At 52.8% G+C, this 15923-nt stretch carries 7 protein-coding genes; 6 read left to right on the top strand and 1 reads right to left on the bottom strand.

Annotated elements, in window-relative coordinates:
• Positions 1-69: 69 nt before the first annotated feature.
• From bchD to GEI7105_RS30085, 6 genes are all read left to right on the top strand, one after another.
• On the top strand, positions 70-2130 hold the full coding sequence (gene bchD / locus GEI7105_RS0111290; protein WP_017660572.1) for a magnesium chelatase ATPase subunit D: 2061 nt from the start codon (positions 70-72) through the stop codon (positions 2128-2130).
• Between the two features lie 345 nt (positions 2131-2475).
• Positions 2476-4647 carry a DNA phosphorothioation-associated putative methyltransferase gene (locus GEI7105_RS0111295; protein WP_017660573.1) on the top strand — a complete coding sequence of 724 codons (2172 nt, stop codon included), beginning with the start codon at positions 2476-2478 and terminating at the stop codon, positions 4645-4647.
• Between the two features lie 710 nt (positions 4648-5357).
• Positions 5358-5993, top strand: a complete 636-nt coding sequence (locus GEI7105_RS33385) for a bacteriohemerythrin (protein WP_017660575.1) — start codon at positions 5358-5360, stop codon at positions 5991-5993.
• A 465-nt stretch (positions 5994-6458) separates the two neighbouring features.
• A complete protein-coding gene (locus tag GEI7105_RS30080; protein WP_017660576.1) occupies positions 6459-8462 on the top strand; it encodes an adenylate/guanylate cyclase domain-containing protein in 2004 nt (667 codons plus the stop codon).
• A 1279-nt stretch (positions 8463-9741) separates the two neighbouring features.
• Positions 9742-11145: a diguanylate cyclase domain-containing protein gene (locus GEI7105_RS0111320; RefSeq protein WP_017660577.1), complete on the top strand. Its 1404-nt coding sequence runs from the start codon at positions 9742-9744 to the stop codon at positions 11143-11145.
• A gap of 75 nt (positions 11146-11220) precedes the next feature.
• Positions 11221-14097 (top strand): sensor domain-containing protein, encoded by a 2877-nt coding sequence (locus GEI7105_RS30085; RefSeq protein ID WP_017660578.1) that lies wholly within the window; start codon positions 11221-11223, stop codon positions 14095-14097.
• 301 nt (positions 14098-14398) lie between these two features.
• On the opposite strand, the gene GEI7105_RS0111330 is transcribed toward GEI7105_RS30085, so the two are convergent.
• Entirely contained in the window at positions 14399-15466 is a 1068-nt protein-coding gene (locus GEI7105_RS0111330) for an ABC transporter permease (RefSeq protein ID WP_017660579.1), read from the bottom strand.
• Positions 15467-15923: the final 457 nt, after the last annotated feature.

The following is a 15923-nucleotide window of genomic DNA, read 5'->3' on the forward strand; positions in this document are numbered from 1 at the left end:
TGACTGGGGACTGAATAACAGTGTACGATCGAATCAAACAGTTTAAGAAAATCCGATCGCACATAACAGATGTCAGCGACCTCCATCGCACCCACTCCAATCTCGTTTCCCCTCACCGCCATTGTGGGACAGGAAGCCATCAAACTGGCTCTGCTCCTGTCCGCCATCGATCCCGGTTTGGGCGGCGTGGCCGTGTCCGGCCGTCGCGGAACCGCTAAATCCGTCATGGCTCGCGCCCTTCACGCCTTACTGCCCCCCATCGAAGTCGTCGCAGACTCCCTCAGTAACTGCGACCCCAACAAACCCGAAGAGTGGGACGATCGCGCGATCGAACTCTACGGAAATCAGACCAACGGCAGCAGTGCCGAAATGCCCGAGGTTCCCACCCGCGTTATCCCGACGCCCTTCGTGCAAATTCCCCTCAACGTCACGGAAGACCGGCTTCTGGGGTCGGTGGATGTAGAACAGTCCGTCAAACAGGGACAGCCGGTGTTTCAACCGGGACTGCTGGCGCAGGCTCATCGCGGCGTCCTCTACGTGGACGAAATCAACCTTCTCGACGACCAGGTGGCGAACCTGCTGCTGAACGTCCTCACAGAAGGCCGAAACCAAATCGAACGGGAAGGGATTAGCTTCCAACATCCCTGTCAGCCGTTGTTGATTGCAACCTACAACCCCGACGAAGGACCGCTGCGGGAACATTTGCTCGATCGCATCGCCATTACCCTCTCCGCCGACCAAGTGCTGGGACTCGATATGCGCGTGGCGGCGGTCGATCGCGTGTTAGATTACGCCAAATCCCCCGAACACTTCCTCAAGCAATTCGATGAAGACCTCGACGGCTTGAAAACCCAAATTCTCCTGGCGCGAGAATGGTTGAAAGACGTTCGCATCAAACCGGAACAGGTCGAATATCTCGTCAACGAAGCCATTCGCGGCGTAGTCCAGGGACATCGCGCCGAACTGTTCGCCGTGCGCGTGGCCAAAGCCGCCGCCGCCTTGGACGGACGCACGGAAGTCAACGCCGACGATTTGCGCCGGGCTGTAGAATTGGTCATCGTTCCGCGATCGACCGTGATTCAGACGCCGCCGGAAGAGGAACCGCCGCCGCCTCCCCCGCCGCCGGAGTCTAACCCCCCGGAAGACGAACAGCAGGACGACCAGCAAGAGGAAGACCAGCAGGACGAGGACGACCAACAAGAGGAAGATCGACCGGAAGACCAAACGCCGGACATTCCTGAAGAGTTTATTTTCGACCCGGAAGGGGCGATTCTCGACCCGGAAGTGCTGTATTTTTCCCAATCGATGCAGCGGGTTGGGAAATCGGGAAGCCGCAGTTTGATTTTCTCCGACGATCGCGGACGCTATATCAAACCGATGTTACCTCAAGGGAAAGTGTCTCGCGTGGCAGTCGATGCCACGTTGCGGGCGGCTGCACCCTATCAGAAGTCGCGACGGTTGCGGAATCCGGGTCGCCGCGTCATCGTGGAACAGTCCGATTTGCGATCGAAACGGTTGGTTCGCAAAGCTGGGGCGTTGGTGGTGTTCCTGGTGGACGCTTCCGGGTCGATGGCGTTGAATCGAATGCAGTCGGCGAAAGGTGCGGTGATGCAACTGCTGACGGAAGCGTATCAGAGTCGCGACCAAGTGTCGTTGATTCCGTTCCGTGGGGAACAAGCCGAGGTGTTGTTACCCCCGACGCGATCGATTACTCAGGCGCGGCGACGGTTGGAACGGCTTCCCTGCGGCGGCGGTTCGCCCTTGGCCCACGGGTTGACGCAGGCGGTTCGAGTGTGCGTGAACGCCCAGCAGTCGGGAGATGTGGGTCAGGCTGCGATCGTGGCCATTACGGACGGACGGGGAAATATTCCCTTGGCGCGATCGCTCGGAGAACCGATGGAACCGGGGGAAAAACCGGATATTAAGAAAGAGTTGCTGGAAATCGCCGGAAAAATTCGCGCCTTGAGCATTCAGCTTCTCGTGATCGACACTGAAAGCAAGTTTGTTTCGACGGGATTCGCGAAGGAACTGGCCAAGCAAGCGGGTGGGAAGTATTATCACCTTCCGAAAGCCAGCGACCAAACCATTGCAGCCATGACGCAAAATGCGTTGAGAGATGCGATGGGTTAAGCCGTAGGGTGCGTGACTTGAAAAATCGGGTGTCGATCGTGAGACCGAGAAATCGTCACGCACCGACAACGTACACCGCCAACATACAAGGGTGCGTGACTTGAAAAATCGGGTGTCGATCGTGAGACCGAGAAATCGTCACGCACCGACAACGTACACCGCCAACATACAAGGGTGCGTGACTTGAAAAATCGGGTGTCGATCGTGAGACCGAGAAATCGTCACGCACCGCTGAGGTTTCAAAAATTGCACCACATCAGACACAGAGGGAGTAAAATTCGAGAGAAATCTGGGAACTTGGGAAATCTGACTATAAAATGAGAAAAATCTCGTCCCAGAAGTGCGATGACCGTCAACGCCACTTTACCGGACTATCTCGATTCTCTGATTTCCCTCGCTCTCGACGCGGGGCTATTCGACACGCGCCCTGAAAGCCTTGAGGACATCCTCGATCGCCTCCCCCACGATCGCATCGTCGCCTGTTGCAACGACAGCCCCCTCGGAAAACACCTTCCCGCCGCACTTTACGTTCACTGGTGCGCCGTCGAGAACTTATCGCTTCCCCTGCGTCTTTACGAAGCCTGCGCCAGAAGTCTCCTCGACGATTTAGACGGTGCAACACTGGTGAAGTTTTCCCTCGAACATCCGAAACTCTCTTATCTGGCTTACCCGGAATTCGACAGCGAACCCCATCCAGTCCTTCACAGCAGTATTCGCGTCAACCTCCACCATCGCAGCGTCGATCGCCGCACTTATCAAATTACCGAAAATCCTCCAGTTCTGCACCGGAAGGAAACCTTCGTCACGCCAGATTATCCCGGTTACGAGGATTTCGTGCGTTTGACGAAACAAGAGGAACGCTTCGGACTCCTCGATAAACGACGCCACATCGGAACCCTGGCGGGTTGGGAAAAATGTTTGCAGGAAGCGGGGGTCGAAATTCGCGATTACACGGTGGTTCGCCGCCACGACAGCGAGGGAAATCTCGTTAAGCCCAAGATCGATCGCCATCGCGCTGCTATCGTCCGTCACGATTTGTCTCGTCCGGTCAAATTGGCGTTACAAGCGGGGTTGCTACCGCCAGAGAAGAGCTTTTTTGATTACGGATGCGGGTACGGCGGCGATGTCGATCGCATCGCACAACAAGAAATTGTCAGTCACGGATGGGATCCCTATTATGCGCCAGACAATCCCATCGAAGCCGCCGACGTGGTGAATTTGGGGTACGTGATTAACGTCATTGAAGAACCCGCCGAACGTCGGGAAGCTTTGGTGAAGGCGTGGGAGTTGACGCGAGAGGTGTTGGTGGTGTCGGCGCAAGTGGCGATTCGCGATCGCGATGCGGGACAACTGGCGTATGGCGACGGGGTGGTGACGCGACGGCGCACGTTTCAGAAATATTACGAACAGGAAGAACTGAAAGTCTATATCGACAGCGTTCTCGGGGTGGATTCGATTCCCCTGGGATTGGGGGTTTACGCGGTGTTTCGGGATATCGATCGCGGGGAACAGTTTCGTCTGTCTCGGTTTCGATCGCGATCGACGACACCGCGAATTCGCGTCTCGGTGAAACAGTTCGAGGAACATCGGGAAATCCTCGAACCTCTGATGCAGTTTTACAGCGATCGCGGACGACTCCCCCGAGGAGACGAGTTACACGAACAGACGGAAATTCTCGAGGTGTTTGGAAGTTTCCGGCGTGCGTTTCGGGTGGTATTGTGGGCGACGGACGAATCGGATTGGTACGACATCGCCGAACGCCGCCGTCAGGAGTTGTTGATTTATTTGGCGCTGACGAAATTCCGCCATCTTCCCCGGTTCGGACAGCTCGATCGCACGTTGCAATACGATATTCGCGCCTTTTTTGGCAGCTACAAACAAGCGTTAGCCGCCGCCGATTTAATGTTGTTTTCGGTAGGGGATTTATCCCGATTATCGACACTGTGCAACAACAGTCCTATCGGACAGCGATCGCGGCGAGGGTTGGTGGTGCATATCAGTGCTTTTGAAGACCTCGATCCGCTGTTGCGAATTTACGAAGGTTGCGCCAGTCGCACCATCGGGCGCATGGAAGACACGACGTTAATTCAATTCCACACGCAACGTCCGAAGATTTCCTATTTGTTTTGTCCCGATTTCGACGAAGATCCTCATCCAATCGTTCGGCGCATCGTACAAATCGATCTACAAGAATTAGACGTTACGTATTACGATTATACGTATTATAAAAACCCATTTGTTTTGCATAAAAAAGAACAGTTTGTAACACCAAATTATCCTTTATATGATAAATTTAAACGGCTAACACGACAAGAAGAAAAATGGGGACTGTTAGACGACTTAGAAAAAATTCGCCGTCAAAAACAGTGGATAGAATGCTTGAACGACAACTGTGCCGAATTGCAAGGACATCGCGTTTACTGGCAAAAAGACGCCGATCCGTATCGTAAGAAACTCGTTGTGTCTAGAAGGCGTCGTTCGGCAGAGCGATCGCACCGCGATCGCAATATAATATAGCCAGCCCAACTGATTCGTGAAATTCTGTAATCTGAAAGTCCTGTAGCATGGCGATACCAACTACAGAGATCGTTCACAACTCAAATGATTCTGCTATATAGCAGTCCCAAATGGGTCGTCAAAAATTAAAACACCCGAAAAAATCTGATTCCCCGTTCCCCGTTCCCGATTCCCTTTTTGTCTCAATTTTGTTACACAACTGATTTAGGGTTGCTATATAATACTTCTCGCCTCAATTGTACTTAAAAACGGAAACTTAAGGGCGATCGGCGATCGCTCGTTCGAGTCTGAGATTGCATCCCACTCGAACACGATAAAACTGGGACTCGACCCACTCACCCTTGTTGCAGTTCCGAGTTTTTAGGCAGGACTTACGTATTCACCCCATTTGTAGGGTGGGCAATGCCAACTCTACGCTACATTTAGTGTGATTAACGTTTAATTGCGTAAGTCCAGTAGGGTTGGCGATCGCGAGTTCGATCTTTAAAATAATACGAAAACTGTAACAAATTGTTAGATCGAGTTGACATCTCGTTCCTGTAAGGATTGTCTCAAAACAGATGCGAGACAACACCATTTCCTGCTTCTCAATTGTGCGATGTACCGTTTAGAATCGAGATGAACTTGCGACCCAGAAAATCGCTCGGTTGTTTCCAAAAGATTCAGTCCAAAAAATTCAGCCCCTAAAGTTAAAAGTTCTCTAACGTCATATGCAACGCGATCGAGACTCCAGCAATTTCGACAACACGGGACAGAGACACCGCAACGTCAACTTCAGCATGGCGACAGAAACCCCTGAATCGTCAGCACTCGAAGCTGTCTCGACTGCTAGTTACCCCACCGTCAAGTCAATTCATCCATTTTCTGGGTTTCCCAAGCGTGAATCTATGCATCTATTTACTTGGGACGAATCTCTCGAAGTGGGGATTCCGTCGATCGACAACCAACACCGACATCTCGTCGAACAATTATCCCTGCTACTCGAAGCCCTTGACCAACACAAAAGTAATGGGCAAGTCGAAGCCATTTTTAAATTTTTAGAACTCTATTTCGACAGTCACTTTCACTTTGAAGAACGATGTATGGTTGCCTATCAATGTCCGGCGGCTCGACAAAACTGTATCGCTCATACTTACCTGCGGCGGACGCTACAAAAGCTCGAAGATCGATTTCAGCGGGAGGGGGTCAGCGTTGCCTTAATCGAAAACGTTCGACACCACCTGTACGATTGGTTTCTCGACCACATTCGCACGATCGACGTTCAACTCAAGCGTTCGACGCCAACCCCGAAAGTCGAAGCTGGAGATCCGACGAATTTTCCAATCCCTCGCACTCGATCGCAGTAGCCAAACCCCACGATATCTCACCTTTCGAGTCCGAGAAGACTTCAATCGCCAGCGTTCCCGACAGAAGAGTTTTGACGTTACAAATTGTAAGGTTTTATGCGATCGCAGACAGAAGAATACCAGAGAAACGAAGACACAGAATAAAGTAGTAATAGAGTCCAGACTCTCCGGAAGCGTTGTCTCGAGCAGAGGCGCTAACCTTGCAGTTAGCCCTCACTCGCTTATCACAGGGGTACATCGGGTCTACTTTCGGTTGTCCGTCCGCAGTGCGACCTGAAGAGAGACCGTCAAAAAAACGCGACCTCAAAACCGGACTGCTAAGCCGGACGTTCGGACGGGGCGTTCTGAAGCAACTCGCACGGGGGAAGGGCTGAGCCGGTACTTGAACACTCGCGATCGGCTACACGATCCTCGGTTTCAAAGTCCGTTGCAATCCGTCCTCGTTTCTTTGACTGGGTTTGTTGAATGGTTCGCTTTCCCTCACCCGCTCAGCCTGCGACAATACTCGTTGTTGACGACGACCCGACGAACCGCCGGTTGTTGCAACACCTGCTGTCTCAACACGGCTACAGGGTGAAGGTAGCCTCGAGCGGTCGAGAAGCTCTCGAGACGATCGCTCGAGAACTGCCCGATCTGATTTTGCTCGATATTCTCATGTCGGACTTCGACGGCTTGGAAACCTGTCAGGCGTTAAAAGCCGATCCCCACACTCGCGACGTTCCGGTCATCTTCTTGAGCGCCCTCCACGAAACCTTCGACAAGGTGAAAGCCTTCGATATCGGTGGGGCTGATTACGTGACTAAACCCTTTGAAGTGGCGGAGTTACTCGCCCGCATTCGCCATCAAGTGCGGTTGCGAGGGTTGCAGGTATCGTTGCAAGAGCAGAACGATCGCCTCGGCCGAGAAATCGAAGCCCGATGTCGGATGGAAGAAGAACTCGGATTGTTGTTGCTGGCGACACGGGCGATCGAACGAGCATCTACCGTTGAAGAGGCGCTGACGGCAACCCTACGGACGATCGGACATACGATCGGCGCGTCGGCGGCGCAAGCTTGGCAACCCGATGCAGAGGGGGTCAGACTCGAGCGAACCTGTCGTGTCGTTCTCGATCCTCATCGCTCGTCCGTAGGGGAGACCGACGAGGGCGATCGCGCGACCGTTGCCAAAGGCGAAGGACTTCCCGGCCGCGTGTGGCAGTCTCGCTGTCCCGAAATCGACGAGACGAAAGGAAGCGGCGGGATGTTGGCGGTTCCCGTGTTGCAACGAGAGGGATTGATGGCCGTGTTGCTCTTTACCGGTTGCTCGATGGGCGATGGAGACTGTTCTGGCAATCTTGAGTTGGTGGGATCGGTGGCGTTGCAACTCGGAGCCGCTATCGGTCAGAAACAAATGGAGAGTCAGTTAAAGGAAACAGAGGAACGCTACCGTCGGTTAGTGGAAAACGCCGCCGAGGGGATTTATCAATCGACGCCGACAGGACGGTATTTGAGCGTCAATCCGGCACTGGCGCGGCTGTACGGGTACGATTCCCCCGAGGAACTCGTGGCAGCGATCGAGAATATCGATCGCCAAATTTACGTCGATCCCCAACGGCGTCGCGAGTTCGTCGAACAAATCGAACGGGAGGGAGTCGTTTCGGACTTCGAGTCGTTGGTATACTGCCGCGATCGCTCGGCCTTGTGGATTTCTGAAAATGCCCGCGCCGTCCGCGACGACCGGGGAAATTTGCTGTACTACGAAGGGATCGTCTCCGATATTACCGCCCGCAAACTCGCTCAGGAAGCCTTGAAGTTTCAGAAAGAGCAAACCGAACAACTGCTGTCGAATATTTTGCCGACCGCGATCGCCGAACGTTTGCAAACGGGTCAGGGAACGATCGCCGACAGTTTCGACGAGGCGAGTATTTTGTTCGCCGATTTGGTAGGTTTTACGAAGTTCGCCGCCCGCAAAACTCCCAAGGAAGTGGTAGAAATTCTTAACTGGATTTTCAGTCAGTTCGATCGCCTCTGCGAACGGTACGGGTTGGAAAAGATTAAAACTATCGGCGATGCGTACATGGTAGCCGGAGGCGTTCCCGTTCCCCGTCCCGATAGTATCGAGGCGATGGCCGATTTGGCGCTGGCGATGCAAGAGACTCTCAAGCGGTTTTGTCAGGAAACGGGGGAACCGTTGCAGTTGCGCGTGGGGATTCATTTGGGGCCGGTGGTGGCCGGGGCGATCGGTTTGAGCAAGTTCGCTTACGATCTGTGGGGAGATACGGTCAATACAGCTTCTCGTATGGAATCGAACGGTGTTCCCGGCCGCATTCAAGTTACGGAGGCCGTGCGCGATCGCCTGCAAGATCGTTTTGAATTCGAGCGACGAGGCAAAATTGATGTGAAGGGAAAAGGGGAGACGATCGCGTATTTTCTGTTGTCTCGTAAGGTGAGGGACTCGGCCTCGTCGTCGTTGCCGAAAACGTGGGAATAGGGCGATCGCAGTCGAAACGCCAACTTTATAATTCGATAAAACCATAAAATCGAGTGGGTTTAACTCGATTCTCGCGCTCGCAAGAGAATTTAGTAAAAACTGAGCGGCTGACGACACTACAATCTCGCGATCGTTTATAGTTTTTGATATAATAAAATAGACATCTCTCTCAAAAACTGGAGGAGCTAAAACGAAAATTTCCTGAAATTTATTGTATTGCAGGTTGTTTTATGAAGTAAGATAAAAGTGTTCGATCGCCTAACGATCGTTTTATTTTTTTGTCTGTAAAACTATATTTCACTATCAAACAACCAAATTTGAACGAGGCAAAAAAACTCGATTTTAGGTGGTTTAGTTGTGCGCGACTGTCAAAAAAATAATATCAATATATAGCAGTTTCAAATGAGTCGTCAAACATTAAAATATCAGAAAAAATCTGATTTCCCGTTCCCAATTCCCTTTTTGTCTAAATTTTGTTATACAACTGATTTAGGGTTGCTATATTGCGATCGTCGTTTTTTTACGATATCAATTAAACTCAAAAATCAAACCTCAAAAATGTTTTTAATCGCTTTTAGTGTTTCAAAAATATCGCTATGACAAACTATATAAATAGAATTTTAGAATTTAATTATTTGAGATTTTGATTTTTTTTAAACCTAAATTTTAACTGTATAAGACTTACGTAGTTCAACCGAAACTACTCTAAATAGAGAGGTCGGTGGGCAATGTAAACCCTACAAATGGTGTAGACGTGTAACTCATGCTGTATTAACAATATAGGCTATGGCTGGGATATACAAGAGCGATTTCAAATCGACACGACGAATTACCGAATGCTAAGCTCTAGAGAATTTATGTGACACTATAAAGGGTGCATCTCAAAAATGTAAATTCATCGGAGACAAGCTGACCTACTCGATCGATCGGCTGTTGGGTTCCACTCCGTTCCACCCGTGGACGGCAGCGTTGCCGAAGTCCAACCTACTCAGAGGTTCGTGTTTTTACATCCATGGAGATACACTCACTATAAAATATAATGAGATTGAAAACCTCGAACTATACTATTTTTAAAATTTTTCACGTTTTACAAGATTTTGAAATACAATGTTTTTTAACAAAATGTCGTCGATCGATTTAGCAAAGCTTATTTTCAAAAAAATCGCTCGCGAATTCACTCAAACGGGATAATGCTCGGTCTACGGTATCGCAACCCTCCAATCTTCGACCGAACGCGACCTTTCATCTATTCGTTTTATCGCGATAAGCACCGCAGCCTATGAACTCGGTGGATTTACCTCAAACGACCCCCAAAACGATTCAGGCGGACATCTTAGTCGTAGACGATACCCCTGCTAACCTCACGCTGTTACGCCAGATGCTGTCGGCGCGAGGTTACCGCGTGCGCGTGTCTCGAAGCGGGGAACTCGCTTTAAAATCCGCCCTGTCCCGACCTCCCGATTTAGTCCTGTTGGACATTAAAATGCCCGATATGGACGGTTACGCGGTCTGTCGCGCCCTCAAAGACAACCACCACACCCGAGACGTTCCGATCGTGTTTTTGAGCGTCGTCGAATCGATTTCCGACAAAGTTGAAGCCTTTCGTCTCGGCGGTGCCGACTACATCACCAAACCCTTTCAAAGCGAAGAAGTCTTGGCGCGAGTCGAACACCAACTGCTCGTACAGCGTCAAAAAATTCAACTCGAACGGGAAATTCGCGATCGCCAGCGAGTCGAAGCCGTACTGCGGGAATCTCGGGCGTTACTATCGGGAGTGTTGAACAGTTCTATCGACGGCGTGTCGGCATTTCGAGCCGTGCGCGATCGCCGAGGACACATTATCGACTTTCAATGGCTCGTAGCCAATCCCGTGGCCGCTCAGGCGGTGGAAACGACCCCCACTAACCTCGTCGGTCGGCGGTTGCTCGACGTTCTCCCAGAATATCGAGATATCGGCTTGTTCGAGAATTTCGTATCCGTCGTTGAAACCGGTCAGTCCGTCGAACGAGAGCTGTACTACGACTCTCCTCGCTCGAGCGGTTGGTGGCAAGTCGTCGCCGTCAAACTCGGAAACGGTCTGACGGTCACCGTTCGCAACATCACCGAGCGAAAACAGATGGAACTCGCCTTGCAAGCGGCGAATGTCGAACTGCAAGATCGCGCGAACCACGACGGGTTGACCGAGCTTGCCAACCGTCGCCGCTTCGACGAATACTGGTCTCAAATGTGGGACTATTGCGCCCGTCACGCTCAACCTCTATCGTTGATTTTAATCGATGTCGATCGCTTTAAAGCCTATAACGACACCTACGGCCATCAAGCGGGCGATCTCTGTTTGCAGAAGGTCGCCGGAGCCTTACAACAATCCGTCACGCACCGACGCGATCTCGTGGCGCGATATGGTGGAGAAGAGTTCGCTGTAGTATTGCCCCAAACAGAAGCCGCTGGTGCGATTCGCGTGGCTCAACGGTTGCGATCGGCCGTAAGACAGCTCCGGATTCCCCACCAAAATGCTGGAATTGAAGATATCGTCACGGTGAGTTTGGGATTGTCGAGCCTCGTCCCCAACGAGCGGAAATCGCTATCGTCGAGCGATGCTTTGGCAGCGGCGGATTTAGCGCTGTATCGAGCCAAATCCCAAGGACGCGATCGCGTGTGTTGGCAATTGGTGCGATCGCAGTGATGCTGTGACGAAGAACTGTCTGCACTCCGTCGGAGGCGCGATCGCGATCGCGCCTCCTGTTCGCGCTTTAGCTCCATGACCCATCACCGCCCCAAAAGACCGTCTCTCGAACAAATCGTCTCGACCTGTCGCCACGTCGTCCGTCAGTTGGGCGATCGCGCTCGTCTGGGGCGACCCCACCGCGATCGCACGGAGAGCCTCCGTCTGCTCGACGCCCTCCCCATCGCCATCGCGCTGAGCGATCGCGACGGACGCACCGATTTTAAAAACCGTCTTTGGCGAGAGACCTTCGGCGATACGGAGGAGTTCGAGACCGTCTGCCCCGAAGATCGCGATCGCGTCGTCCGAACCGTTCGTCAAGCGATCGCTCGGCACGAAAACGCCAGCATCGACTATCGAATGTCCTGCGAAGACGGAAGCGAACGGGCGATCGTCGAAACCCTCATCTCCTTGGAAGATACTCTATCCTGGGAATTTCTGCGAGTTCGCGTCGATGTCAGTCGTTCGAGGCAAGCCGAACGAGCCTTGCAAGCGCAAGACACACAACTGAGTATCCTCGTGCAAACGATGTCTGACGGTTTGCTCGTCGTCGATCTCCAGGGGATCGTTCGTTTTGCCAACCCCGCCGCCGCCGTTCTGTTCGGGCGATCGATTTCCTCCCTGCTCGGACGAGAGCTAGGCATTCCCGGTACTGGAAATGCCGTTACCGAACTCGAAACCCTCTCGGAAATCGGACGGGTGAACGTCAGTCAAATGAAAACCCACACCATTGAATGGGACGGCGTTCCTGCCTATCTCATTCTCTTACGGGACATTACCGACCGACGCCAAGCTGAAGACGCTCGACGAGAGAGCCAACGCCTGGCCGAACAAATCGCCGACCTAACTCCTACTTTCGTCCATATTTTCGATGTTCGGCAACGGCGAAACCTGTATGTCAACCGCCACAATTGCCAATTTTTCGGACTGAGCGCCGACGAAATGCACGAGGCGGGAGAATCGCTTTTAATGGAGCGGGTTCACCCCGACGATCGACTCCAAATCGAGGCGTTTTACGCTCGCTTGGCGTTGGCTGAAGACGGAGAAGTGTTGGAGAGCGAATTTCGCCTGAAAAACCACGAAGGTCAGTGGCGTTGGCTGCATCAATGGGACGTTATCTTGACGCGCACGGCCTCGGGCGAACCCGAACGAGTTCTCGGGACGGCGATCGATATTACCGATCGCAAACAGATCGAGGAAGAACTTCGTCAAACGAACGCCCAACTTCAAGCGATTTTCGCGGCACTGCCGGATTTGTTTTTCCGAACTTGCTGCGACGGCACGATTTTAGATTACCAAGCGGGAACCGCCGTCGAGCTGTATCTACCCCCCGAAACGTTTTTAAACCGCCGTCTGGCAGACTTGTTTCCGTCGGAGGTTGCCGAGCGCTTTCAAGCCGCACTCGATCGCGTTTGTCAGACCCAGCAGCTCGTGACGTTAGAATACAAGCTGAGGATACCCAACGGTATTCAACATTATGAATGTCGGCTGATGCCCATCGGCAACGACGAAACGATCGCGATCGTTCGCAACATTACCGATCGCAAACGGGCTGAAGAACAGTTGCGTTACGATGCCCTTCACGACACCCTGACGGGCTTGCCCAACCGGACGCTGTTCGTCGATCGCCTCGCTCAAGCCATCCAACGGGCCAAGCGGCGATCGAAGTATTTGTTTGCTGTCTTGTTCCTCGACCTCGATCGCTTTAAGGTCGTTAACGAAAGTGTCGGCCATGCCGTCGGCGATCGCCTGCTCGTGGAAATTGCCCGTCGCCTCGAAGAGTGTCTGCGGGCTGCCGATAGCGTCGCGCGACTCGGCGGCGACGAATTCACGATCCTACTCGACGATCTCGATAACCCCGAAGAAGTCACCCGCATTTCGCGGCGCATCCAACAGCATCTGTCTCCCCCGTTCGATATCGACGGTCACGTCATGTTTACGACGGTCAGCATCGGGATCGCCTTGAGTTCGACGGGGTACGAGCGCCCCGAAGACGTGTTGCGAGATGCCGATATCGCCATGTATCGCGCTAAAGAAGGGGGGAAAGCCCGTCATGAAGTGTTCGATCGCGTCATGCACGAGCGGGCGATGGCTCGACTTCAGCTCGAGTCGGAGTTGTGGCGAGCGGTCGATCGCCTCGGGAGACGCGGCAACGTTCCTCACGCGCGATCGGGTCTCGAGAGCGAGTTTTGCGTCGTCTACCAGCCGATCGTGTATTTACAAACCGGACAGTTAGCGGGGTTCGAGGCGTTAGTGCGCTGGCAGCATCCCACCCGCGGCCGCGTGTCTCCAACGGAATTTATTTCTGTGGCGGAAGAAACAGGGGCGATCGTGCCGTTGGGGGAATGGATTTTAGAAGAAGCCTGTCGTCAACTCCAACGGTGGCGTCATGGCAATCCTTCGATATCGCCGCCGTTACAAGTCAGCGTCAACCTTTCGGGAAAACAACTCGAAGAATCCGAATTTCTCGCTCGCGTCGATCGCGTATTGGCTCGCACTCAACTACCGGGAGACGCGTTAAAACTGGAAATGACCGAAAGTATGTTGATGCGAAATTCCGAGGCGACGATGGCGGTGTTGTGCCAGTTGCGCGATCGTGGCATTCAATTGAGTATCGACGATTTCGGCACGGGCTACTCCTGTTTGAGTTACTTGCAACAGTTCCCCGTCAACACTTTAAAGATCGATCGCTCGTTCGTCAGTCCCATCGGTCGCCCGACGGAGAATCTCGGCATTGTCCAAGCGATTCTCAACCTGGCGACTCATCTCGGGATGGATGCGATCGCCGAAGGAATCGAAACCCCCCAACAATTCGATCGCCTCAAAGAACTCGGTTGTCGTTTCGCTCAAGGGTATTTCGTTTCTCACCCCCTCGATGTCGAAGCCGCGACGGAGTGGGTCGAGCGCAGATGAGGAGAGAACAGTCGCCAGTCACCAGTCACCAGTCACCAGTGAGGAGATGAAGGGATGAGGGGATGAGGCTTAGTGGTGCAGAACAGTCCTGAAACCCTTGTTAGAACAGATATCGCCGTATTAAAGGGTTGGCCGCAAAATCCCAGATCGGTAAATGGTTGCCGGAGATCCCCGGCATCTCCAAGATGCCGGGGATCTGGCTCGAGTCTCAATACAGATTTTATGTCTTTTGTCAATCCTAGATCTCGAAAAGTTTTCTGCACCACTTAGGGGGATGAGGGGATTTCCGATCGACGATCGATTAACGAAGGCTTCTCGGATCGAGGGCATCCCGCAAGCCGTCACCGATGAGGTTGAAGGACAAAACGGTTAACACGACCAACAATGCAGGCGGCCAGACTAACCAGGGTTGAAAGACCAAAATCGAGGCGTTCGTCGCACTGGCGAGGAGATTTCCCCAAGACGCATCGGGTTGCTGAATGCCCAACCCGATCAAACTCAAGACGGATTCCGCTACGATAAAACCCGGAATCGCCAGGGTCGCCGCCACGATCGTATAGGTGGCCGTCTGGGGGAGAACGTGACGCACGATGATGTAAAACGGATTTGCACCCATCGCTCGCGCCGCCTGCACGAATTCGGTTTCTTTAATCGAGAGGACTTGGCCGCGAATCACCCGCGCCAATCCCGCCCAACGAATAAACGAAATAATCGTGACGATCAGTAAAAATCGTTTGGCACTCGACAATCCGGGGTCTAATACCGATGCGAGCGCTACGAGCAGGTAAATGCCGGGAATCGTCATCAAGACTTCCACTAAGCGCATCAAGGCTGTATCGACCCAACCTCCGAAATAACCCGAAATTCCACCGACGATCAGTCCGATGGGAAACGAGATGGCAATCCCGACTAAGCCGATAAACAGGCTGATTTGTCCGCCGAAAACCAAACGGCTAAACTGATCGCGTCCCTGTTCGTCGGTTCCGAGGAGGTTTATCTGACCTTCGCCGACGGTTCCGAACAGGTGGATGTTGGCGGGGATAATTCCGAACAAACGATAGTCGTATCCTTTGACGAACGGGCGAATCGGTGACGGTTGGGTGCGATCGACGATTAACTCTCGCTTTCCGCTTTCTAAGTCGGTCGGCCCTTGTCGAACGGGATAGACGTACGGTCCGATAAATTCTCCGTCTGGATTCGTCCAGTGAATCGGGGTCGGCGGGAGGAGAGAGCCTTCTTTTTGAACGTTGTTGACGGGATGGTAGGGTGCGAAAAATCCCGCCCCGATCGCGATCGCGTAAAATATCGCGAGAATCGACACCCCCAAACGAGCTAGGGGATTGGTTTTAAATTTTTGCCACCAATTCATCGGCGCAAGGATACAGACGTACTGTCTCAGTATACTGGGTTCCGCTATTCGGTCGATTCGAGAGGGGACTGTCCGTCAGACGTCATACGGAATGCGAATCTCAACGCTGAGCGGAGTCGAAGCGTTGAGTCCGAGCGGAGTCGAGGACTAAAATACGGGTTTCGATCGACCCGACAAGCCTCCCTATCAAGATCCGTCGCAGTACTCCGCCTATACCGCGAAGCGGTTAGGGGGTGGTGAAGCGGCGGTGAGTTGAGGTGCGTCCCCTGAACAATGCGATAGCGAGAGAAGGGGATAGCGCCGAAACGAGCCATCAAATATAATTGATAAGGTGGTAACACGCTGAAAACATACGGATAGCTCATCCAGTAGGCAGCCCAGAAGTAACGGTTAAGACACTGGCAACACGGACATCTCACGGTGGCGAACCGAGTTCGCCACCCGTGTCCTCCTGTAT

This window comes from Baaleninema simplex PCC 7105, from assembly GCF_000332355.1.
Classification (GTDB): Bacteria; Cyanobacteriota; Cyanobacteriia; order Cyanobacteriales; family Geitlerinemataceae; genus Baaleninema; species Baaleninema simplex.

Bases quoted from the DNA above. Each gene is read 5' to 3' on its own strand.
- GEI7105_RS33385 (WP_017660575.1), top strand. From the start codon at position 5,358: ATGCAACGCGATCGAGACTCCAGCAATTTCGACAACACGGGACAGAGA.
- GEI7105_RS0111330 (WP_017660579.1), bottom strand. From the start codon at position 15,466: ATGAATTGGTGGCAAAAATTTAAAACCAATCCCCTAGCTCGTTTGGGG.
- GEI7105_RS0111295 (WP_017660573.1), top strand. From the start codon at position 2,476: ATGACCGTCAACGCCACTTTACCGGACTATCTCGATTCTCTGATTTCC.
- GEI7105_RS30085 (WP_017660578.1), top strand. From the start codon at position 11,221: ATGACCCATCACCGCCCCAAAAGACCGTCTCTCGAACAAATCGTCTCG.
- bchD (WP_017660572.1), top strand. From the start codon at position 70: ATGTCAGCGACCTCCATCGCACCCACTCCAATCTCGTTTCCCCTCACC.
- GEI7105_RS30080 (WP_017660576.1), top strand. From the start codon at position 6,459: ATGGTTCGCTTTCCCTCACCCGCTCAGCCTGCGACAATACTCGTTGTT.
- GEI7105_RS0111320 (WP_017660577.1), top strand. From the start codon at position 9,742: ATGAACTCGGTGGATTTACCTCAAACGACCCCCAAAACGATTCAGGCG.